Source organism: Natronomonas aquatica (assembly GCF_024449025.1).
Lineage (GTDB): Archaea > Halobacteriota > Halobacteria > Halobacteriales > Haloarculaceae > Natronomonas > Natronomonas aquatica.
Map to the genome: position 1 here is coordinate 62,904 of NZ_JAHLKM010000005.1, position 22,165 is coordinate 85,068.

21 protein-coding genes are annotated in these 22,165 nt (G+C 61.8%); 10 read left to right on the forward strand and 11 right to left on the reverse strand.

Annotation, left to right across the window (positions count from 1 at the left end; genetic code table 11):
- Positions 1-161 precede the first annotated feature (161 nt).
- Complete coding sequence (locus KM295_RS06120) at positions 162-2,300, forward strand: PAS domain S-box protein (protein ID WP_256029079.1); 2,139 nt, start codon at positions 162-164, stop codon at positions 2,298-2,300.
- Positions 2,301-2,539: 239 nt separating this feature from the next.
- On the opposite strand, the gene KM295_RS06125 is transcribed toward KM295_RS06120, so the two are convergent.
- Complete coding sequence (locus KM295_RS06125) at positions 2,540-2,779, reverse strand: PAS domain-containing protein (protein ID WP_256029171.1); 240 nt, start codon at positions 2,777-2,779, stop codon at positions 2,540-2,542.
- Positions 2,780-2,869: 90 nt separating this feature from the next.
- Here KM295_RS06125 and KM295_RS06130 point away from each other — a divergent pair, with 90 nt between their 5' ends.
- Positions 2,870-6,034 carry a PAS domain S-box protein gene (locus KM295_RS06130; protein WP_256029080.1) on the forward strand — a complete coding sequence of 1,055 codons (3,165 nt, stop codon included), beginning with the start codon at positions 2,870-2,872 and terminating at the stop codon, positions 6,032-6,034.
- A gap of 403 nt (positions 6,035-6,437) precedes the next feature.
- On the opposite strand, the gene KM295_RS06135 is transcribed toward KM295_RS06130, so the two are convergent.
- Positions 6,438-7,766 carry an RNA-guided endonuclease InsQ/TnpB family protein gene (locus tag KM295_RS06135; RefSeq protein ID WP_256029081.1) on the reverse strand — a complete coding sequence of 443 codons (1,329 nt, stop codon included), beginning with the start codon at positions 7,764-7,766 and terminating at the stop codon, positions 6,438-6,440.
- A gap of 301 nt (positions 7,767-8,067) precedes the next feature.
- Between KM295_RS06135 and KM295_RS06140 the strand changes: the two genes are divergently transcribed.
- Positions 8,068-9,399, forward strand: coding sequence for a nickel pincer cofactor-dependent isomerase, group 22 (locus tag KM295_RS06140; protein WP_256029082.1), 1,332 nt, complete (start codon positions 8,068-8,070; stop codon positions 9,397-9,399).
- A gap of 60 nt (positions 9,400-9,459) precedes the next feature.
- Here KM295_RS06140 and KM295_RS06145 read toward each other — a convergent pair whose 3' ends face one another.
- The gene (locus tag KM295_RS06145; RefSeq protein WP_256029083.1) at positions 9,460-10,617 is read right to left on the reverse strand and encodes an MFS transporter; all 1,158 of its coding nucleotides are present in this window, start codon (positions 10,615-10,617) and stop codon (positions 9,460-9,462) included.
- Positions 10,618-10,986: 369 nt separating this feature from the next.
- Between KM295_RS06145 and thsB the strand changes: the two genes are divergently transcribed.
- Both thsB and KM295_RS06155 read left to right on the forward strand, forming a co-directional pair.
- Positions 10,987-12,624, forward strand: coding sequence for a thermosome subunit beta (thsB, locus tag KM295_RS06150; RefSeq protein WP_418904759.1), 1,638 nt, complete (start codon positions 10,987-10,989; stop codon positions 12,622-12,624).
- A gap of 117 nt (positions 12,625-12,741) precedes the next feature.
- Positions 12,742-13,227: a DUF5797 family protein gene (locus KM295_RS06155; protein WP_256029085.1), complete on the forward strand. Its 486-nt coding sequence runs from the start codon at positions 12,742-12,744 to the stop codon at positions 13,225-13,227.
- Here the strand turns inward: KM295_RS06155 and KM295_RS06160 are convergent.
- The 4 genes from KM295_RS06160 to KM295_RS06175 form a co-directional block, all read right to left on the reverse strand.
- Positions 13,224-14,240 carry a DUF5787 family protein gene (locus KM295_RS06160; protein ID WP_256029086.1) on the reverse strand — a complete coding sequence of 339 codons (1,017 nt, stop codon included), beginning with the start codon at positions 14,238-14,240 and terminating at the stop codon, positions 13,224-13,226. The genes KM295_RS06155 and KM295_RS06160 overlap by 4 nt on opposite strands.
- Before the next feature lie 367 nt (positions 14,241-14,607).
- The gene (locus KM295_RS06165; protein WP_256029087.1) at positions 14,608-15,030 is read right to left on the reverse strand and encodes an SRPBCC family protein; all 423 of its coding nucleotides are present in this window, start codon (positions 15,028-15,030) and stop codon (positions 14,608-14,610) included.
- Between the two features lie 54 nt (positions 15,031-15,084).
- Positions 15,085-15,309, reverse strand: coding sequence for a DUF7123 family protein (locus KM295_RS06170; RefSeq protein WP_256029088.1), 225 nt, complete (start codon positions 15,307-15,309; stop codon positions 15,085-15,087).
- 38 nt (positions 15,310-15,347) lie between these two features.
- A complete protein-coding gene (locus KM295_RS06175; RefSeq protein ID WP_256029089.1) occupies positions 15,348-15,536 on the reverse strand; it encodes a DUF7525 family protein in 189 nt (62 codons plus the stop codon).
- A gap of 108 nt (positions 15,537-15,644) precedes the next feature.
- Here KM295_RS06175 and KM295_RS06180 point away from each other — a divergent pair, with 108 nt between their 5' ends.
- From KM295_RS06180 to yciH, 5 genes are all read left to right on the forward strand, one after another.
- The gene (locus KM295_RS06180; protein ID WP_256029090.1) at positions 15,645-16,772 is read left to right on the forward strand and encodes a DUF373 family protein; all 1,128 of its coding nucleotides are present in this window, start codon (positions 15,645-15,647) and stop codon (positions 16,770-16,772) included.
- A 429-nt stretch (positions 16,773-17,201) separates the two neighbouring features.
- Positions 17,202-17,930 (forward strand): diphthine--ammonia ligase, encoded by a 729-nt coding sequence (locus tag KM295_RS06185; protein ID WP_256029091.1) that lies wholly within the window; start codon positions 17,202-17,204, stop codon positions 17,928-17,930.
- A gap of 220 nt (positions 17,931-18,150) precedes the next feature.
- On the forward strand, positions 18,151-19,119 hold the full coding sequence (locus KM295_RS06190) for a nucleotidyltransferase family protein (RefSeq protein WP_256029092.1): 969 nt from the start codon (positions 18,151-18,153) through the stop codon (positions 19,117-19,119).
- A gap of 44 nt (positions 19,120-19,163) precedes the next feature.
- Positions 19,164-19,454: a transcriptional regulator gene (locus KM295_RS06195; RefSeq protein ID WP_256029093.1), complete on the forward strand. Its 291-nt coding sequence runs from the start codon at positions 19,164-19,166 to the stop codon at positions 19,452-19,454.
- 119 nt (positions 19,455-19,573) lie between these two features.
- Positions 19,574-19,867 carry a stress response translation initiation inhibitor YciH gene (gene yciH, locus KM295_RS06200; RefSeq protein ID WP_256029094.1) on the forward strand — a complete coding sequence of 98 codons (294 nt, stop codon included), beginning with the start codon at positions 19,574-19,576 and terminating at the stop codon, positions 19,865-19,867.
- A gap of 151 nt (positions 19,868-20,018) precedes the next feature.
- Here the strand turns inward: yciH and KM295_RS06205 are convergent, their stop codons facing one another.
- From KM295_RS06205 to KM295_RS06220, 4 genes are all read right to left on the reverse strand, one after another.
- Positions 20,019-20,378, reverse strand: coding sequence for a rhodanese-like domain-containing protein (locus KM295_RS06205; protein ID WP_256029095.1), 360 nt, complete (start codon positions 20,376-20,378; stop codon positions 20,019-20,021).
- 104 nt (positions 20,379-20,482) lie between these two features.
- A complete protein-coding gene (locus KM295_RS06210; RefSeq protein WP_256029096.1) occupies positions 20,483-21,085 on the reverse strand; it encodes an NUDIX hydrolase in 603 nt (200 codons plus the stop codon).
- Positions 21,082-21,531, reverse strand: a complete 450-nt coding sequence (locus KM295_RS06215) for a DUF5809 family protein (protein ID WP_256029097.1) — start codon at positions 21,529-21,531, stop codon at positions 21,082-21,084. The genes KM295_RS06210 and KM295_RS06215 overlap by 4 nt, the downstream gene beginning before the upstream one ends.
- Entirely contained in the window at positions 21,531-22,013 is a 483-nt protein-coding gene (locus KM295_RS06220; RefSeq protein WP_256029098.1) for a DUF5810 domain-containing protein, read from the reverse strand. The genes KM295_RS06215 and KM295_RS06220 overlap by 1 nt, the downstream gene beginning before the upstream one ends.
- Between the last annotated feature and the right edge of the window lie 152 nt (positions 22,014-22,165).

Here is a 22,165-nt window from a genome sequence, read left to right on the forward strand (position 1 = left end):
TGCTGTGAAGCCAAAATATATGCTCGCTTATCCGTAGAGATTGTTAATGTCGTCACTTTCAGCGTTTGAACGTCACTCTCCGACCGCTAACTATTCAATAGGTTAAATTACAAGCCCTTTGTGTACCATACTATTTTTTATTTGAACACTATTATTGGAGTATGAGTGATGCGGCAAACGCGATCCCAATTCTTCACGTGGATGATGAGCCGGATTTTGCTGATATGGTAGCGACGTTTCTGGAGCGTGAAGATGATCGCTTTCACGTTGAAACGGAAACGAGCGCTAGCGCCGGGCTAGATCGTCTCTCTGAGGCGCAGTTCGATTGTATCATTACCGATTACGATATGTCCGGGCAGAATGGCATCGAGTTTCTCGAAGCCGTCCGGGAAGACCATCCAGATCTCCCCGTTATCCTGTTCACCGGAAAAGGAAACGAAGAGGTCGCTAGTAATGCGATCTCCGCAGGTGTTACGGACTACCTACAGAAGGGAACCGGAACCGACCAGTATACCGTTCTCACAAATCGAGTTCAGAACGCTGTTGAACAGAGAAAAGCCAAACAAGAACGCAACCGCCAACTAGAAGCGATTGAAACCGCGCAAGAAGGTATCGCCATCCTTGATGAGGACGGCCACTATCTCTATGTCAACCAGCGGTTCGCCGGTATCTTCGGGTACGATCCCGAGGGGTTTGTCGGCGAACACTGGGAACTCGCCTATCGAGACGAGGACATCCCCGAAGTCCGAGAGGAAATTCTTCCAGAAGTCGAACGAGAGGGGTACTGGCGCGACGAAACGATTCATCCCAGGGCGGATGGCGGTACAGTAACCGTCGACCATACACTTGCGCTGACCGACCGGGGAGAACTCGTCTGTACAGTACGGGATATTTCTGATGAAAAAGAACGCGAACAGGCGCTTCAAGAAAAAACAGCTAGGCTAGAAGCTCTTTTCGAAAACTCGCCGGATATGATCAATATCCACGATATAGACGGCAATATCCTCAATCCAAACCCTCGGTTGTGTGAAAAAACCGGCTATGACTCCGTAGAACTCACCGATATGAAAGTCTGGGATCTAGACCAGGCTATCGATCCCGATAAAATACGCACACTCTGGGAAAATATGGAAGTCGGGGATCGTCATCGGTTAGAAGGACGTTATCAACACCAAGATGTCTCAACATTCCCCGTCGAAGTGCACATTAGACGTATTCAGCTGTGTGGGGGAGATCGGTTTGTCGCAATCGCTCGGGACATCACCGAGCGCAAAGAGTACGAACACGAACTCCGGGAGAAGCGCGTTTTTGTCGAGCAGTGTCTCGACGCACTTAACGACGTGTTCTACGTGTTCGGTCCTGACCGTGATATTCTACGGTGGAATGACCGCCTCTCAGAGGTCACAGGGTACTCCGAAGAAAAGATTGCAGAGATGAAACCAGCGGATTTCTTCCCGGATGACCACGCTCCACGAATCGCCCAAGCGGTCGAAGACGTTCTGGAAACTGGCCAGGCGACGGTTCAAGCGGACTTTCTCACGAACGACGGCGAACGAATCCCCCACGAGTTCACGGGGTTTCGACTGACTGACTCTGAGGAGAATGTGTTGGGGTTTGTGGGTATCGGACGGGATCTACGGCAGCGTCAAGAGTACGAACAGCAGTTCCAACAGCGCAACGAACGGTTAGAGGAGTTTGCCAGTATCGTCAGCCACGACCTTCGGAATCCGTTGACCGTAGCTGAGGGACGCCTTGAGTTGGCACAAAACGAGTGTGACAGCCCACATCTGGAGGCCGTTGCTGATGCCCACAGTCGGATCAAGGAATTGATAGAAGAACTGCTGACGCTGGCCCGCGAGGGAACAATCGCGTTGGACCCGGAAGCAGTCTCGCTTGCGGACCTCGCACAGGCGAGTTGGCGGACTGTTGCGACCGAGGAATCCACGCTCTCTATCGATGAAGAAGCGACGATCTGGGCGGACGAGAGCCGACTTAGACAGTTGCTTGAGAACCTGTTTCACAACGCAGTCGAACACGGAGGTGGGAACGTAACAGTCAGGGTGAGGTCCCTCGACGAGGGCGGTGGATTCTATATCGCGGATGATGGTCCAGGAGTCCCGGAAGCCGAGCGTACATCCATCTTCGAAAGCGGAGTCACGACCGGCGAGGACGGTATCGGTGCGGGGTTAAGCATCGTCAAGCGGGTAGCTGAGGCACACGGCTGGGAGATCAACGTAACTGACAGCGATTCTGGGGGAGCCAAATTCGAAATTGCTGGCGTTGAGGGGGGATCCGAATAGGGCCCATCCAAACACCGAACGATTCTTAGCTGACCTAATCGGTGGATAGAATCATTCTACCACCGTTTTTCTCGTTTCAGCGTGGATTCGACCGGTCATTTTCATCTGGAGTTCACTTGGCCACCAAACGGGGGGCGCTGCCTTCCGGGCTTCTGTGATATTCGACGCGGCGCTGGTACATAATTAATGGCCCATTGAGGATGAGGAATCGCAAGCCAGCAAGCCCCAGATATGAATTATCATAAAATCGCCACGAACTGTGTGATGTTCCCGCGCGTGTTCGTGACTGGGATGACCTTCTGGTTGACCTCGTAGAGTTCGCCTTGTTTGGTCTGATTTGTCAGTTCGGCTTCCCACACGTCGCCGGCCGTGATTTGCTCCCACAGGTCTGCATAAAACGCATCGTCTTGTTCCCCGGATTTGAGCATGCGTGGATTGCGCCCGTTCGCTCCGGACGCCGTATACCCATATTTTTCAATCGAAGTCTATATGAGTGCAAAAATTTTACATGTATTATCACTCCTAGTACCCAAATATGGACTGTTATTTCGGAAGGGGGAACAGTCCACTTGGGCCTCGTACTCCTCTTCGTATCGATCGCCATCGGATGCTTCGTCGCTGCCGTTTACGGATCGCGGCTTCAAGGACGGGATACGCAACTCGGGCTCAGAGCCGTGTTGGTAACGAACGGACTGTGGCTGACCTTCCAAGCACTTGGACTGTTTACCACAAATGAGAGCCTCAGTGCCGCACTGTATATCGGCGGCCTGATCTGGGGCCTCACTGGGGTCGGCGCATGGGTGTACTTCATCTCCGCCTACACCGGTCGATCGTATCACCGAGATCGACGCTACCGTAGACTCGCGGTCGGTGTCTACCTTGGCCTCGTCACGGTCAAACTCACCAATCCGTTGTACGGCCTCTACGTTCAGACACAAATCCAGCCGGCTCCATACCCGCATCTCGTCGTCGAACCGCAACTGTTCTATTGGATCTCGTTCACGCTCACCTACACACTCGTAGCGATCAGTTTCTACTGGCTGCTCAACGCTTTCCGCGGTTCCTCGCAGCCGACCGCGGGGCTCAGCGCGCTCGCAGTGCTTTCGCTGGTTCCGGTCATTCCACGGGCAGCCTTCACGGTACTTCCAGCCGGGGCCTTCCCGCCTGTCTTGTTAGGGGTGAGTTTCGAGCCGATCGGTGTCGCCGGCTTCACGCTTGCAATGTTGGTATTCGTCGAGGACACGTTTCGGCGAGTCGAACGCTCTGCTCGATCAGAGGTCTTCGAGAAGGCTGATGATGCCATGTTCGTGTACGATCCCAACGGAGAACTCGTCGAAACCAACAGACAGGCCGACAGCCTACAGTCGAATATCGGCATCAGGTGTCCAACCATCGAGGCGTTCGAACAAACGTTCAAACCTGCCGATGAAGACGATGAGTCGAGCGTCGTCTCTATCGAAACCGACGGATCGACCCGGTACTTCGACATTACAATTAATCCGATGGGAATTGGGACCGAGAACGTCGGAACGGTCGCCGGCGTTCGGGATGTCACGGAGCGCAGGGAACGGAAACGCGATCTTGAATTGAAACAGCGAGCTATGGATGAGGCGACGGTCGGGATCACGATCAGCGATCCGGACACCGAGGATAACCCGCTGGTGTATGTGAACGACGGCTTCGTCGAACAGACCGGCTACAGCCGCCAAGAGGTACTTGGACGGAACTGTCGGTTCCTGCAAGGCGACGATAGGGACCAAGCCGAGCTTGACGACCTGCGGGAAGCAATCGCGGCCGAAGAGCCGATAACCGTCGAATTGCGCAACTACCGCAAGGACGGCGAACAGTTCTGGAATCGTCTCTCGGTGACACCAGTCTACGACGAGGCCGACGACTTGACCTACTACATCGGTATCCAGCAGGACGTGACCGAGCAGAAAGAAAAGGAGCGCGAATTGCGAGCGGAACAGGAACGGTTTGAGCTGCTCACCGAGAGCGTCGAAGAGTACGCTTTCATCGTCGTCGATGAAGACGGCGACATCCGGACGTGGAATGAGGGTGCAACGAACCTCTTTGGCTACAAAGCCGAGACCGCCCTCGGGATGCCGATGGCTCACCTTCACCCTGAAGCTGACCGCCAGTCAGGGCTCCCAACCCGGGTGCTCCAGCAAGCCCGGATTGCCGGCGAAAGCAGTGATGAGGGCCGGCGCGTCCGTGCCGACGGCTCAGAGTTCTACGCCGACGTTCGCTACGCAGCCCTCGAAACCGACGACGGCGAGTTTCGGGGCCACGCGGCGATTGTTCGGGACATGACCGAAGAGCGACAACAACGTCGTAGAACCGAGCGGTTCGTTGAGGAATCCGACGACGTCGTCTCGATACTCGATGCGGACGGAACTTTTGATTATATCAGCGGTTCCGCCGATCACGTGCTCGGTCACGATTCCGACGCTCTACTCGAAGAGAGCCTCTTTGATTACCTACATCCCAGCGACCGGAAGCGGGTCATGGAAGCGTTCTTTGACTGCGTCGAAGATATAGAAGGCGACATCGAGATCGAAGGCCGGTTTGAATCCGGCAGTAGCGAGTGGTTAAACGTCAATATCAGGTGCCGCAATATGCGTGCCGATGATCCGATCGACGGGATACTCCTGTATCTCCGTGACGTGACCGACAGCAAAGAGCGCACCCGGCGGCTGGAAGCGATTTTCAACGGCACGTTCCAGTTCACGGGGTTGTTAGAGCCCGACTCGACGGTGATCGAGGTCAACGACGCCGCGCTCGAATTCGGCGGGTTCGAGCGCGAGAACGTTGTCGGAGAGCCGTTCTACGAAGCACCATGGTGGACACACTCCGAAGAAGTCAATAACCGTATCCAGGACGCACTTGCGCGTGCAGCCGAAGGCGAGTTCGTTCGCTATGAGACAGATGTCAAGGGTGCAGAGGGACTTGCGACGATCGATTTTTCTGTCAAGCCAGTGACTGACGAGGACGGCGATGTGACGCTGCTCATCGTGGAAGGGCGCGACATCACAGCCCAACGACAACAAGGGCAACACCTGAATGTAATGCAGCGCGTGATGCGGCACAACATGCGAAACGATCTGAGCAAAGTCCGAGGATGGGCTGAGTTACTCGCCGAGGAGTCCGATCCCGACGAACGGGCTCGCCAATTCGAGACGATCGAACGCATTTTGAAAAAGTGGGGGAGTATGACGGAGAACATAGAGCGAATCCAGGGCGCGATACAGTCCCAGCGAGACGAGCAGACTACCGTCGACGCGTCGGGACTCGTAGAGAAAGTAACAGAATCAAGCAAGGAAACGTTCCCAGAAGCTGAAATTGAGGCAGAAATCGCTGATATAGAGTCTGCACCGGTTCCAGCGGTGCTCGGTGAAGCGCTGCGGGAGTTGATCGAGAACGCCATCGAAGCGACCCCGAACGACGACTGCCGCGTTGAGGTTCGGCTCTCTCGGCCGGACAATAATTGGGTTTATGTTGACGTGGTCGATAACGGCTCCGGGATGCCCGAGATGGAAGCCGACGTGCTCGAAAACGGTGAAGAGACGCCGCTCAATCACGGGAAAGGGCTCGGTGTGTGGATGATACGGATGCTCGTCAAACAGGCCGGCGGTGATGTCTCTGTTGATGCGACCCCGGATGGGACGACGGTCAGTCTCATGATACCAGTCAGAGACGAAACTGCTACCAACACGCACTCAACGACGTACTGAAGGTGACCCTGGAAATGGGTACTTTACCATGGGATCACAGCGAGAACGAGTCCCGATGGCCAGGCCATGCCCGGACTAGGGGCCATACGAGAGATTGCCGTAGATCATGCGTACATGACGCTGTAACCCTCAGAAGGTGGGGACAGCATGCACAACAGCTTGGAAATTCGAGATCGGTGTCACGTCCAGACATATGTCACTCGATAACAAACACTCTTGGTTAAATCTCCTATTTTTCGACGTTCCAGAGCCTGTATACCCAAATTTGTCTTTTTGAACTAGTTCCATCGATCGTTTCTGGCTGGAGCTCACCTGAAATGGAATTTTCGCTCTACACCGCCCGGGAGAGACAAGTTGACATCCTCCTGCGCCTGAAGACGCAGGAATCCCAAGCGTGGGGATATTAAGGTCTACAGTCCACCACCTCTGTCTGCGGTTGGAATCCGCAGGAGAGGTCATACAGGTAGACTGCTGGCTGTGCCAACCAGCCGGTACACCTATCCCCGGACAACTGCCCGGAAGACTCGGAGTTACTTTCATCGACGCTGTTTATATCGAGACGGATGTTCTCCGCCCCATTCACATCCGCGTTGAACGCATCATTGTGTTCGTCGCACACGTACAGACCACGTTCAACCCGCTGATTCTCATCTGTTTTCCCGCACACGCAACACGTCTTACTGGTATTCCGTTCGTCCACTTCGTTCACTTCGATACCTTCCACTTTCGCCTTGTACGTGAAAATCGAGGTGAAGCGGTCGAACGCCCAGCCGTGCAAGTCGAGGTTGCCGTGCCGACCCCAGTTTTTCGCCTCGCCATCGCCGTCTTCACGCACTCTTTCCAAGTCACCAATATTGATTCGACCAACCTGTTTCTCAACACACCGCTCAACGATGTGCTTGGCGAGACTGTGGAAAAAGTGGGTGCGGCGGTCACTCCATTTCGCATGGAGTCGCGTTGCTCGCTTGCCGCCTGAGTCGTCGCACTTGGCGATTTCTTTCGGGAAGTAGTACCCGTCTTGTTTCAGACGGTTGCCCGGATACAAGTCGGCTTCTTCCGTGCTGTAGGCAACAGCGGCGAAATTGCAGATGCCGAGGTCGATGCCAGCGGTTTCATCACCGGGAGCGTCTGGGGTTTCAATCTCGTCTTTGCAGACGATGTGAAGCTCCCACTGGCCTTTCGCACGGTTGTAGACGGCACGCACCTGTTGGACGTTCTCAACAGTCGCGTCAGGCCGGGTTTCGTATTCGACCAGCATATACTCCCACGCTTTCGGGTGTTCTTTGTGGTTTGCGCCTTTGCTGAGGCGAATCTTGTTGTGTTTCTGGTCGTGCTTGAACCCGTTCTGTTTCCACGTCACCGTGCTACGGGGGTGTTCTTCGTGAACACGATTGCCGTCTTGGTCGTAGTAGTTGCGTTTGCGGTAGCCCGGCGGGTTCGCACGGTCATCGGACTTGCGTTTCTGATACCACGAGTGAAAGCTTTCAGCAAGCTCCTCAAGAACTCGCTGACTGGACTGGCTATGCAGTCCGTTGTATTTTGGATGTGTCTTCAGCTCGCGTTTCAAGTCTTTATGATCGGGGATCTCGCCGGTTTCGTCCCAGACGTTGCGGGCGTGGTAGTTGGCGACGTTCCAGAGTTTGCTGGCACTCCACCCATGCCGGTCGAGCGACTCTGCAACCTGTGAGTAGTTGCAGATTTTCGCTTGGTGGGTGCGGTGAACTTTCAGCATCGCGTGGAACGCCTCTATAAGTGCTTATAACAACCTAAATTGTAAAGGTTGTGGTTGGAGTTGAATATCCAGACGTGGTGTAGCCGGTGGGTTGACCATTGGAGTATCGGCTTCATCACCCGCCTGTTCGGTCCTCGGTTCCGACTTGCGGTCGGAACACTCGTCCCTCACGGGAAGGCGGGTGTATTCACCTCGAATCTCTATAATCTCCGTCGATTTGTAATTGGTGAACGGACAAATGTTATCACACCGTATTGGACAGGCGCGGAAGGTTTTTTGATGGTCGTGTCCCCTCTCGAACATGGACGACCTTGAGACGACGACCACAGATCTAGTGATCCCCGACGAACGCGTTTACGGGACCTGCGGGACGACCGAGTTCCCCCGGGTCGGCGTGATCGAACAGGACTGGGAGACGAACCCCATCCCGGAGGACCGCCTCGCGGCCGAAGCGAGCGCGGCAGTCGCGGAACTCGCCCTCGAAGACGTCCCGGCCGGCGGCGAGGTCGCCGTCGGCGCCGGCTCGCGCGGCATCGCGAACGTCCCGGAGATCGTTCGCGGCGTCGTGGAGGGTCTTTCCGACCGCGGCTACGAGCCGTTCGTCTTCCCGGCGATGGGGAGCCACGGCGGCGCGACCGCCGAGGGCCAACGCGAGAAGCTCGCCGCGCTCGGCGTCACCGAGGCGGCTGTGGGGTGTGAAGTCCGCGCGACGATGGAGACGGAGATCGTCGGCGAAACCGACGATCACGGGATCGCCGTCCACGCCGACGCCAACGCCGCCGCGGCGGACGCGATCGTGCCGGTCAACCGCGTGAAGCCGCACACGGACTTCGACGGCGACGTCGAGAGCGGTCTCTCGAAGATGCTCGTTATCGGCATGGGCAAACAGCGGGGCGCCCAGATGGCCCACCGCTGGGCGCTGGACTGGAGCTTCCGCAACATGCTTCCGGAGATCGCCTCGTTGATCATCGATCGACTTCCGGTGGTCGGCGGCGTCGCCGTCGTCGAGGACCTCCACGACGACACCACGATCATCGAGGGCGTCCCGCCGGAGGGCTTCCTCTCGCGGGAGGCCGAGCTGCTCGAGATCGCCTACGAACAGCTCCCTACGCTCCCGTTCGATGACCTCGACGTGCTCGTGCTCGACCGCATGGGCAAGGACATAAGCGGTCCCGGGATGGATCCGAACGTGCTCCAGCGGCGCCCCTACGAGCCGGAGCCGATCCTCGAGCATCCGCGATACACGCGCGTATATACCCGGTCTCTCACCCAACCCTCACACGGTAACGCCATCGGGCTCGGACTCGCGGACCTCGTCCACGCCGACCTGATCGAGGAAATGGAACCGGAGAAGGCGTTCACGAACGCCGTGACCGCGAGCGCGCTTCGGGGGATCCGCACCCCGACGGCCGTCGAGAACGACCGGGCCGGCCTCACCGTCTGTCTGTCCACGATCGGCGTGAACGAACCCGAGAGCGTCCGGCTCGTCCGAGCGCGCGACACGATGCGTCTCGGCACTCTCGTCGCGAGCGAGGCGCTCGTCGAGGAGGCGCGCGAGCGAGAGGACCTTCGCGTCGTCGCCGAACCCGAGCCGATCGACTTCGAAGACGACGATTTCCTCGCGTTCCCGTGAGAGCGTGCCAGCGGCGTCATGGCAGCATCCGTGGGCGTTTCGTCGCCTCCACAGATGGATTCACGACGGCAGCCGCCCGGCCCGTTCGAGGCCGGCAAATACGGAAAGCACCACGAGGAGAAACACCGCGGCCGCAGTGAAGACCGCATCGTAGCCGTAGCCGCGTTCGATCAGGCTGCCGAGAACCGACGAGCCGACCGACTGTGAGAGCATCCAGGTGGAGCTGAACACGGCGTATGCGCTCCCGCGGGCCGAATCCGGCAGCGCGCTCAGGATGTAGGTGTCGGTCGCCGGGAACATGGCATGGATGACGAACCCGATGACGGCGGACATCACGGCGAGTGCCAGAAAGCCCTCGGCCGCGATCAAAAGCAGGAGGCTTCCGGCGAAGGAGCCACCGATGGCGAGCAGAAACGGGACCGACGGCAGCCGGTCGGTGAGTTCGCCGCCGAGGAAAAACGCGGGGACGCCGGCCGCGAAGACGATCGTCAGCATCGTCGAGGCCTCCGCCGGCGAAAGGCCGCGGGACTGCATGTACAGATCATAGAAATTGAACACGCCCTGCCAGACGAACACGACAGCCCCGGACAGCCCCAGCGCGGCGAGGATGATCCGCCACTCCGAGCGCGCGCCCGCTACCAGTGACCGGTCTCCCTCGCCTGCGGCGGGCATTTCGGTCCGTCGGGCCTGGATGGCGGTATAGACGGTTACCACGGCGGCGCCGGCGGCGATCGTCCACAGCGCGTACCGCCAATCGACCCAAAGCGAGACGGCGACGAGCGGCGCAGCCGCCACGGCCGCGATCTGGTTCGCGGTCCCGTGAATCCCCATGACGCGACCGATCCGATCCGGGAACAGCTCGCTCAAAAGCGGCTGTGCCGAGACGAAATAGACGCCGGAGGCGGTACCCATGAAGAACGCCCCGAGCATGAGCTGTCGGACGGTCGTCGCCGCGCCGGCAGCGGCGGCCGACACCACGAGGATAGCTCCCGAAACGAAGACGAGATAGTGCCGCGGGACGCGCGTGAGCAACCACCCGGCCGGGAGTCGCAGGGACGCGCTGCCAACCCACGCGAGCGTCGCGATGAGGCCCGCGGTCGCCTCGCCGATGCCGAACTCGGCGATGAACACGTCCAAAAGCGGCGCGAAAACGATCCTGGCGAGATTGAGGAAGAAGACGAGACCACACAACGACCCGAGCAGGCGACGGCGGCTCACACCGAGGATTCGAGCGTGAGAGGTTCAAGTTATCGGAGTCTCGCGGCGGAGCGATATCCCTCGTTGATACGTCACGAAACGGCGAACCCGGGTACATCGAGCGACGAGCATGGACTGCCCGAACGGTTCGGTCGTGGCGTCCCACGAGAATATATAAAACCCGGAGCACGACGGTGCCGGACCGAAGCTATCGGACCGCCCCATCACCCAAGATAACTAATACCACAGTTCCGCCGTTCGTCGATTCTCTCGGGTCCACAGCGGTCGGTCGGGCTCGCGCTCGTCGCGCGTATTAGATACATTTATATAGAACTACCGACAATCATTTGGACGACTATGAGCCAACAGCAGCGAATGGGAGGTCAGCCGATGATCATCCTCGGCGAAGATTCCCAGCGAATGAAGGACCGCGACGCCCAGTCGCACAACATCTCGGCAGCGAAGGCGGTCGCCGAGTCGGTACGATCGACCCTCGGCCCCAAAGGGATGGACAAGATGCTCGTCTCCTCGATGGGCAGCATCACAGTCACGAACGACGGTGTCACCATCCTCGAGGAGATGGACATCGACAACCCGACCGCCGAGATGATCGTTCAGGTCGCCGAGACACAGGAAGACGAGGCGGGCGACGGCACCACGACGGCCGTCTCGATAGCCGGTGAACTCCTGAAGAACGCCGAGGACCTCCTGGATCAGGACATCCACCCGACGGCGATGATCAAGGGGTTCCACCTCGCGAGCGAGCGGGCCCGCGAGGAAGTCGACAACGTCGCCCACGAGATCGATCCCGAGGACACCGAACTCCTCAAGCAGGTCGCCGAGACATCGATGACCGGCAAGGGCGCCGAACTCGAAAAGGAGGCGCTCGCGGAACTCGTCGTCAACGCGGTCCAGGCTGTGACCGTCGAGACCGACGACGGCGAGCAGATCGTCGACCTCGAGTACGTCCACACCGAGACCCAGACGGGCCGCTCGGCCAGCGAGTCCGAACTGTTCGACGGCGCGGTCGTCAGCAAGAACCCGCCCCACGACGACATGCCGCTGGACGTCGAGGACGCAAGCGTGTTGCTCACCGACGAGCCGATCGAGGTCGAGGAGACCGACGCCAACGCGAACCTCCAGCTCGACAGCCCTGATCAGCTTCAGGACTTTCTCGACAAGGAGGAAGAACAGCTCCGGAACAAGGTCGAGACGATCGCCGACGCCGGCGCGGACGTCGTGCTCTGTCAGAAGGGAATCGACGACCTCGCCGAGCACTTCTTCGCGAAGGAGGACATCCTCGCCATCTCGCGGGTCAACTCGAGCGATATGTCGTTCCTGCGTGAGGTACTCGAAGCCGAGATCATCTCGGATATCGACGCGCTCGAGCCGTCCGATCTCGGCTCGGCGAACGTCGAGTACGGCGACGAAGCGCTGTTCTACATCGAAGGCACCGGCGAGGAGAGCCACGGCGTGACGCTTCTGCTCCGCGGGTCGACCGACCACGTCGTCGACGAACTCGAGCGGGGGATCGGCGACGCGCTCGACGTCGTCGCCCAGACCGTCTCCGACGGCCGCGTGCTCGCCGGCGGCGGGGCGGTCGAGGTCGAGGTCGCACGCCGTGTCCGCGAGTACGCCGACAGCGTCTCCGGGCGCGAGCAGCTGGCCGTCGAATCGTTCGCCGACGCCCTGGAACTCGTCCCGCGCGTCCTCGCGGAGAACGCGGGACTGGACTCGATCGACACGCTTGTCGATCTGCGCGCCGCACACGACGACGGCCACGAGACGGCCGGGCTCAACGTCTTCACGGGCGAGGTAGTCGACACCTTCGAGGCCGGCGTCGTCGAGTCCGCCCACGCGAAACAGCAGGCGATCTCCTCTGCGACCGAGGCTGCGAACCTCGTACTCAAGATCGACGACATCATCGCCGCGGGCGATCTCTCGACCGAGGGCGAAGAGGACGAGGGCGGCGCCGGCGGCATGGGCGGTATGGGCGGTATGGGCGGCGGCATGGGCGGCATGATGTGATCAATAGGACACTCTAAAGGAAACAGCGAGAGTTCCACTCCGTTCGTGTCCCTCCCTCCCGACCGCTCGACGCGGAGACGACCCTTTTTGTACCGGACCGCACCTACACCTCCAGTAATGACACTCTCCGAGGAGGCACGCGATCGGCTCGCCGACATCGTTTCGTTGCAACCGACGAAGAACGGCGAGCTACAGGACCGGTGGGACCTCGACAGCGGCAGCAAGGTCCACAGCTACCTCGAATCCGAACTCAAGGAGTACTACTACCGCGACGAGAACAGCCTCATCCGGGCGACCCCCGAGGCGGCCGAACTCCTCGGGCTCGACACCGACGACGACATCGTCCGGGTTCCGCGGCTCCAAGCGCGGATTCTCGACGTTCTGGCCGGGCCCGACGGGGAACCCCAAAGCATCGTCGCCACGCTTCACGCGCTCGAAGCCGAAGGCGAGACGACAGACGTCGACGCCGTCCGCTCGGGTCTCCGAAGCCTCGAGGACAAGGGCCTCGTTTCGGTCGTCGAAAGGACAGTCCCGACGTTCCGGCTGGCGGTCGATCGAAACGATATCGAGATCGAAGTCCTCGAGGAAGGCGGGACCGCCTAGCGACGCCGGCTCCGTTTCCGTTCGAGCAGCCGTTTCGCGGCCTTGCCCGGGCCGCCCTCGATCGGCCACCCCCGGTCGCGCCAGCCGGGCGGTTCCGGCTCGAAGTCCCGACAGTCTCCCGAACATTCGGCGGCCGTCTGCTCGCGGCCTTTCGGCTCACACCACGGGAACGGCCCGGCCGGATCCCGGAGTTCGAACCCACGACAGTCCGGCCGCATCGTCCCGACGTACGAGCGCCAGCCGCGTTCGTAGGCCCGTTCGGCGATCTCGAGGCGCTTGCGCCGCTTCCAGTCGGGGTCGGCGTACTCGAACCGCGCGGCCGAGCGGTCGGCCGCCCCGCCGGCGGGACGGTCGAGGATCCGCGTTCCCGGGCCGGTCGTATCGAGCGTCCGGGGGCGCCAGATCGGCTCGACCCTCGGTCCGTCCTCGGGATCCGAAACCGAAAGTACCCCGACCTCGACCGGCATCGCCTCGAGCAGCGCCGGCTCGATCCGATCGTCCGTCGTCGACGTCGCCAGCCACACCTCGTCGGCGAGCCCGAGGGCGACGTCGTGTTCGAGCTGTTCGGCGAGGACGCGGGCCGCGGCGGCGTCGAGGTCGGGTTTGTTCTCGATCGCGACGATCCGATCGACCCACCCGGGATACCGGTACCGGCGCCGGATCTCGATTCGGTTTCCCGACCGTCTGGTTTCGAGGAAGCCGCGGTCCTCGGCCCGGTGGACCGCCTCCCGGACGTATCGCCACGGGTAGCCGGGCTCGGGGAGCGCCTCGCGGTAGTAGGCCCACGACGCGGGGGCGTTGCGGGCGACGTGTAGCAGGTCCGAACCGAGCCGCTCGTCGCCGAACGGGGCGCGGTCGGTGAGGCCGGTCGGAGTCGTCTCGACGACGACGGTGTCCCACCGCCGGTGTTTCGTCCCGAGCTGTCTTGCGACGACGGTAGCGCGTTCGCCGTCGGAGGGCCAGTTCCGTTCGGCCCACGCACAGACCCGCAGTTCGAAGCCGAACTCCTTCACGGGGGCTCTGAGGGGTCCAGCAACGTAAGCAGTTCGTCCGGACAGCACCTATCGGTGAAAAGAAACACGAACAGGAACTGGAACGGGACGGGTACGGGAGTGTGCGTCGGGCACCGGGCGGACCCGACGCGGGTGGGCGGGCGTGCGGCGGGCGTCCGAATCCGTCTTGCCATCGCGACGAGAAAAGCGTCGCTCTGGCGACTCGACGTAGCGGCCGATAACGTATAAACCCTCGTTTGACGTGTCGGACGAGACGACGGACAGGGGCCGAACTACCGAGGGCCGCCGAGCGCTTTCAGCGCCGACCGATCACCAGCGCGGTGTCGATCGAGCCCGAGGCCGATATCGAACTGTGCGAGTACGGACGTCACGCGTCGAGTTCGTCTCTGATCGTCGCCTCGAGGTTCGCCATCTCGCCGTCGAGTTTCCGTTCGAAGTAGCGCTCGACGCCGGGGAGCCGGCCGTCGACGGTGAACCGGTTCGTGATGTGGGTCCCCCCGTTCGTCGATTCGAGAACGTGTTCGCCCTGAACGTTCATCGCTTTCGAGCGGCCGACGAACCGCACGTAAGCCGGAGGGTCGATCTCGACGTCCTCGGTTTCGACGCGGATCGTCCGGTTGAGCCCAGGGATCGGCAAGGAGACGTGCCAGACGGCGGTTCGCTCGCCCGTCGTTTCGAACGTATCGACGACACTTATCGAGCGGGCCCGTTGCTCCGGATCTGAAATAACGGCCCACACCTCCTCGGGGGGGGCTGCGATCTCGAACACGCGTTCGACGCGGGCGGTCATACTACCCAATCGGGAAGGACGAATAAAAGCGCGACCGTTCCGATCGCGGTTCGGTTACTCCGGAGTGACACGCCACGTCGTCGAGCGGGCACGCGACCACTTCTCGATGTCGACGTCCTCGGAGTGTTCGGCGAGCCGGGGGAGCCGAGCGCCGACCTGCTTTGCCGTGAGGTCGATCGCGTCCGCGATGTTTTTCGACCGGAAGTACCGCTCACCACCCTTGGCCCGTTCGCGGAGGTACGAGAGGATACGCTCGTCCTCGTCGCTCAATTCACTCATACCGGTGTTTGGGCCGCGAACGGCTTAAGACCGTTCCTTCAGGAATACGCGTGGTAGGCGGCGACCGAAAGCCCCCCGGCAAGCATCGCGACGGCAAAGGAGATTCCCGAAGCGGTCTGGTCGCCGGTGAAGCCGAACGTCGCGAGCCCGACGGCGCCGAGGACGGCGATGACGCCGAACAGAACTGGAAAGCCGACCCCCTTGTCGGTCGAATCTGTCGTTTCCATAGCCGGAGCTACGGCACCACGAACATAAATCCCGGCGGTTCGACCGACGGACCGAACGGTTCCATGGATGCCTGAAGCTTTTTTAACGCCCAACTGAAAGATCGGAGCGTGAGTACGCTGGTCGTGTACGTCGACCGGGACGGCGGGATCGGATACGACGGCCCCGTCGTCGGATGGGAGGCCGTCCAGGCGCTCGTCACCGACGTCGGCCTCGAGGATCCCGAAGACAGCCGCGTCAACTGTCTTCTGGAGACGCTTCACGTCACGCGCGATCTCCGGGACGACGGCGAGAAAGCAGTCGTCGCGGTCGTCTCGGGGGGCGGCGACAGTGTCGACAGCGACCGCGCCATCGCCCGACAGACGGATCGGCTGGTCGCCGAACACGACGTCGACGCCGCGATCGTCGTGACCGACTCCGCCAGCGACGAGCGGCTCGTCCCGATCATCGAGAGCCGGATCAGGGTCGACGGCGTCGACCGGGTCGTCGTCCGGCAGTCCCACGACATCGAATCGACGTACTACCTGCTGAAGCAGTTCCTCGGCGACGAGGAACTCCGGGGGACGGTGCTGGTACCGATCGGGGCCGCACTGTTGGCGTTCCCGATGCTTCTGTTGCTCGCCGACAACGTCGCCGTCGCCCTCTCGGCGATCGCCGGCGTCATCGGCCTGTTCCTCCTGTATAAGGGGTTCGGGATCGACGACGCCGTCTCGGCGCTCCCGGTCCGGATCAGGGACGCGTTCTACTCGGGACAGGTCTCGCTCGTCACCTACGTCGTCGGCGCCGGGCTGGCGCTCATCGGGGTCTTCGCCGGCGGAATCAGCGCCGCCGGGACCGGTGGTGACGGCGATTTACTGGTGGTGCTCCGGTTTCTCTTCGTTAGCGTTCCGTGGTTCGCGACGGCAGCGATGGCCGCGGCGACGGGGCGGCTCATCGACGAGTTGCTCGCCGAGGAACAGGTCTCGAGCGCGCTGATGAACCTTCCGTTCGGTCTCGTCGCGATCGGACTGGTGATCAGAGGATTCACCGGGTACTTCCTCGAGCGTGCCGGCGTGTTCGACTCCGTCACCGTCCCGGCGTTCGAAGTCGGGCCGATCGCCGTGGAGGGGTTCGTCGTCTCGATTTGGGGGCGGCTCGCCTTCTACGTGGCCGCGGGCGTACTCGTCAGCCTCCTCGGCGTGTTCTTTACTTCGCAGATGGCCGACGACGAGAGACCCCTCGAAGAGGTGCCGGATTGACATCCTCTCGGCCCTGAAGGGCGAAGATTCCCACGGCACTGCGCCGCTGGTTTGGAATGTTTACGGTTTGTAGACGCCTCGAGAGACGGCTACTGGCTGTGCCAACCAGCCGTTACTCCTATCCCGGTATGGGATTCAGAGATACTTTTCCTGCCTGCATCCCGAAATCCACAACAGAAAGGGATGCTTTCTGCGTGGAATCAACGAATCCCGATAGTGTCCAATTAGATGGGCGGACAGGCCGCCTCGGTTATCTATCAGTACGGTAATTACTTGCTTAAAACATCCGTTCAGAACGGAGAGCGTAGCGTGTAGAGGGGTTGTCGGATTCATCCCCGCGCTGAAGCGCGAGGCTTTCTCCTCGAACTTCCGTAATCCGCCCGCCGGTGAACCGACGCCCCTTTGATCGTGTGACGGTTACGGACCCGCATGGAACCCTGGGTGAGCCTCTTCTCAGGTGGCAAGGACTCCTCGTGGGCGCTGTACCGGGCGCTACAGCGTGGAGCACCCGTCAAGCGGCTGGTGACGGTTCACCCGGCGGGGGAGTCGTTCATGTACCACGTGCCGGCGACGGAGCTGGCGGGACTGGCCGCCGAAAGCATCGGCATTCCGCTCGTCAACGTCCGGCCGACGGACTTCGAGGCGGATGCCGGACCGGACGAACTCGCCGGCGAGCGCGGCGATCGGGAGCTCGAACCGCTTGAGGACGCGCTCGTGGCGCTGGCCAGGAAACTGGGCTCGATCGGCGGGATAACGGCCGGCGCCGTCGAGAGCAGCTACCAGACCGACCGGATCGAGGGACTGTGCGATCGGCTCGGGGCCGAACTCTTCGCGCCGCTTTGGCAGAAAGAACCGCGTGATCTGATCGATTCGATGCTCGGGGCCGGATTCGAGATCACGGTCGTCCGTGTCGCAGCGCGCGGACTCGACGAGTCGTGGCTCGGTCGGACGCTCGATACCGAGGCCGTCGCCGAACTGGAGCGGCTCAACGACGAATATGGCGTCCACATCCTCGGGGAAGGTGGGGAGTTCGAGACGCTCGTCACCGACGGCCCGCACATGGAACGGCCGATCGAACTCGACGGGGAGCCGGCGTTCGACGGCGTCCGCGGGACGTTCCGTATCACCGACGCACGGCTCGGGGGCGTCGACACGTAGGTCGGTGTCGGGCGGACAACGGACAGGCGGCGCGCTCGATCCGACGACCCGTGCGCCGCGCTCGCGGGAAAGCCGCTCGCATCGAGGGGTGCCCACACCTCGCAACCGCCTCGGCGGGCCGTCGCCGTGCTCAGGTCACACCGTCGGTGCTTCCGTCGTAATATATAAAATCGAGGCCGTACGGAAAGAGACTTATCCGTAGCGGCGGTCGGGTCGGGACATGAAGGCAGTCGTCCTCGCCGGCGGGTACGCGACGCGTCTGTGGCCGGTCACGAAACACCGTCCCAAGATGCTGTTACCGATCGGCGAGACGACAGTCATCGACCGCATCTTCGAGGCGCTGGAACGCGACGACCGGATCGAGACAGTGTACGTCTCGACGAACGAGCGGTTCGCCCAGGAGTTCGAGGCCCACCTCGCGGGGACCGACTTCGAAAAGCCAACGCTGTCCGTCGAGGAGACGAGCGAGGAAACCGAGAAGTTCGGCGTCGTCGGCGCGCTCGGCCAGCTAGTCGACCGGGAGGGGATCGACGACGACCTGCTCGTCGTCGCCGGCGACAACCTCATGGGCTTCGATCTCCCGGAGTTCCTCGATTACTTCGAGTCGAAGGGGACGACGACGCTTGCGGCCTACGACGTCGGGGACCGCGAGAAGGCCAAATCCTACGGGTTGGTCGAACTCGACGACGATCGCGTGGTCGATTTCCAGGAGAAACCCGAGGAACCGAACAGCACCCTCGTCTCGATCGCCTGCTATGGGTTTCCGCGGGAGTCGCTCCGGTTCGACGAGTACCTCTCGGACGGGAACAACCCCGACGAACCGGGATGGTTCCTCCAGTGGCTCCAGAGCAGAGAGCCCGTCCACGCCTTCGTTTTCGAGGATCCGTGGTTCGACATCGGCACCCCCGAGTCGTATCTGGAGGCGATCGAGTGGGAACTCGACGGCGACAGCGTCATCGCCGAGTCCGCGACCGTCGAGCGCTCGACGATCGGCGAGAACGTCCACGTGATGGCCGGCGCCGAGATCGTCGACGCGACGCTCGATCGGTCCCTGGTCTTCGAGGACGCCGTCGTCAGGGGCTGTGAGATCCACGATACGATCATCGACGAGGAGACCAGAATCGAGGACGTCAACCTCGCGGGCGCGCTGATCGGGGCCCACACCCGGCTGACGAACGGGGAGAAGTAGTCCACCACCAGTACCGTTTTGCTTTCGCCAGTCGAACGACAGGTATGGAGGGTACAGAGCGGACCACCCGACAACGGATCGCCGAGACGCTCCGGGAGGAGCCCGCCGCAGCCGGGAAGATCGCCGGAGAGTTCGGCGTAACGGCCGGGGCAGCGCTCTCCCACGTCGAACACATCGCCGAATCGCTCGATGGAACCGACGAAGAGCTGTTGGTTTCCCCGCCGGAGTGTCGGGACTGTGGGTTCACCGGCTTCGACGATCTGATCAATCGGCCCTCCCGGTGTCCGGAGTGCAAAAGCGAAAGCGTCGCGGAGCCGGCGTTTACAATCCGGTGAGCGACCGCTTCCGGACGGCTGGGAGGGCTGAAAGCTGTCTCGGGACCCTTCGGGACCGGAAAACCTGATACTGAGTCCCGATAGTGTTTAATACGGCCGTCGTGTAACCCCGGATTGTAATGTCGGAAGTCTGCTCGACGTGTGGACTCCCTGAGGAACTCTGCGTCTGTGAGGACGTCGCCAAAGAATCCCAGGAGATCAACATCCGCATCGACGAGCGCCGATACGGGAAAGAGGTAACGGTCATCGAAGGGTTCGATCCACGGGACGTCGATCTCGATTCGCTGTCGTCGGACCTGAAATCAAAGTTCGCCTGCGGTGGCACTGTCGAAGACGGCGCCATCGAACTCCAGGGAAACCACCTCGGTCGGATCGAGGAGTTCCTCCAACAGAAGGGGTTCAACGTCGCTTGAGATCCCTCTAATCCATCCGCTCCGTTTCGCGGTCCGGTCCGTAGACTCCCTTTTCGAGCGTCTGCTCGGAACGGCCGGATGACGCCCGACCCGGGCCGGTTCGAAAATCCCTTTTTCGGCGCCGTCTCAGAGCGTCCGATCGACTCCCGATCTAGAAGGGCGCGTCCGGCGCGTCAGGATCCTCGGGAGCGTTCCCGCCGTCGGTCGCCAGTTCGTGCGGCCATCTCTCGATACCCGTCTCGAGCGATTCGACCCGGCCCTCGAACCCCTCGAAGGAGTCGATGAGCCGTGCCGCCTGGACGCTCGCCTGACCGTGGGGGCAGACGGTCACGACGCGGTCGTCCCCCTCGAGTTCGTCGATCCGCTCGGTCAACTCGGCGAAGGGGACGTTCTCGCTGCCGGGGATGTGTCCCCGGCGGAACTGCCCCGGCGACCGGATATCGACGATCCGGATCGGTTCGTCCGCCTGGAGTAGTTCCCACAGTTCGTCGGCCGAGATTTCGCCGTCCATATGCCCCGATACGCGACAACGAACTTAAACCGCCGGGTCGGCGTTCGGGGGAACCGAAACTGCAACTGGAACCGGAACTGAAACTGCAACTGGAACCGAACGGTTCAGATGAGACCCGCCTCGCGGGCCAGGAGGACCCCCTCGAGCGTGGCGTCGTTGGCGGCTTCGCTACGCGCCACCTCCAGGGCGTTCTCGACCGGGACCGCCACGACGTCGAGGAACTCGCTCCCGTCGAGTTTCCGCTCGCCGCGGGTGAAGCCGTCGGCGGCGACGATCCCGCGGCGGTGTCTGAGAACGCCGGTCGAACACCAGAAGGACTCGAGCAGTTCCGCCGAGTCGGGGACGAGCCCGACCTCCTCTTCGAGTTCGCGCGCGCCGGCCTCGGCGAACGTCTCGCCGTCCTCGACGATCCCGGCCGGCAGTTCGTGACAGAGCTCGCGGATCGTCGGCCGGAACTGTTCGACCATGACGAGCGAACGCCCTAGTGACGCCGCCGGCTCCTCGACCACCCCCAGTTCGGCTGGCTCCTCGACGACCGCGACGACGACCGCGGCGGCGGGTAGTTCGGCCCAGTAGTACCGTTTCGTCCGCCCGTCCGGAAGTTCGACGAGGTCGTAGCCACCGGTGTACCAGCCAGTCTCGTACTCGGCGATAGATTCGACGACCGACCACTCGTGGTCGGCCGGGCTCGGATCGGCGTCGGTCACGGCGCGTCCCCCGTCAGCCGATCGCGGTAGAGCCGGTTGAACGCCATCCGGCGGACGGTCCCGACGGCCGCCTCCGGTTCGTTCTCGAAGGTGGCCGCGACGGCCGCCCCGGCGGGCGCCGATGCGTGCCAGGCGACGTTCCCGACCGCGTCGCTGCCGGCGACGTGAACGTCGGCCCCGTAGTCCTCGCGCCAGGAGTCGAAGGCTGCCCTGTCGGCGACCCGGACTGCGAGCGTCTCGGCGAAGAGCGCCTGCCTGGCCGTCTCGACGACGTCGGCGTCGACGCGACGGTCGTACTCCTCGCGGTCGAACTCCATCGCCTTCGCGACCGCCCGGACCACGACCTGTGCCGTCGATCCGACCGCCTCGTACCGGCGCTCGGCGTCTGCCCACGAGGCGGGGTCGAACGTTCCGTGGGTCTCCCCGGTGTGAGGTTCGTCCGTCATCACTCCGGGGACCCCTTCTCGTTCTCGTCTTCGTCCCCGTCGTCGAGCATCCGGCGTGTCATCTCTCTGGCCTCTTGGAGGATCCGTTCGGTCTCGCCGTCCGTCGGCGCCGAACTCCCGGGCACGTCCGGGGCGCCCTCGTGGGCGTGTGTGTGACCGTGGTGTGTATGCCCGTGTGTGCCCTCGTGTCCGTCCTCCTCGAACAGAGCGCCCGACCGCTCGGCGGGCGGGTCCTCTGTCTCGGTCTCTGATTCGATCCCGCCGACGGTGTCCTCGAACAGCTGTGGAAAGTCGGTGGCCTCGACGTCCTCGGAGACGGTCGCCGCGAGTTCCCGTTCGCCCATGTCGGTCCACTCCGGGGCGTGTTCTTCGAGCCACGCCTCGTGGTCGTCATCGCCGAGCATCGCGGTGAACGCGAGGTGGTTGGCGAGGTGACCCGCGTCGGCCTGGGGATCCGAACAGACGGGGCAGGCGTATCCCATACCCGACGTGGGAGGGCCAGCGTCAAAACGCCTGCGTCCGGGCGGAGCGAAACGGCGGCGAGTGGACCCACCGCGGGCACACGTCGGGCCGGCGTCGGCGGATCAAACCGGATTCCGGCAAGGAGGGATTTAAGTAACCCGGGGCAGTGGGG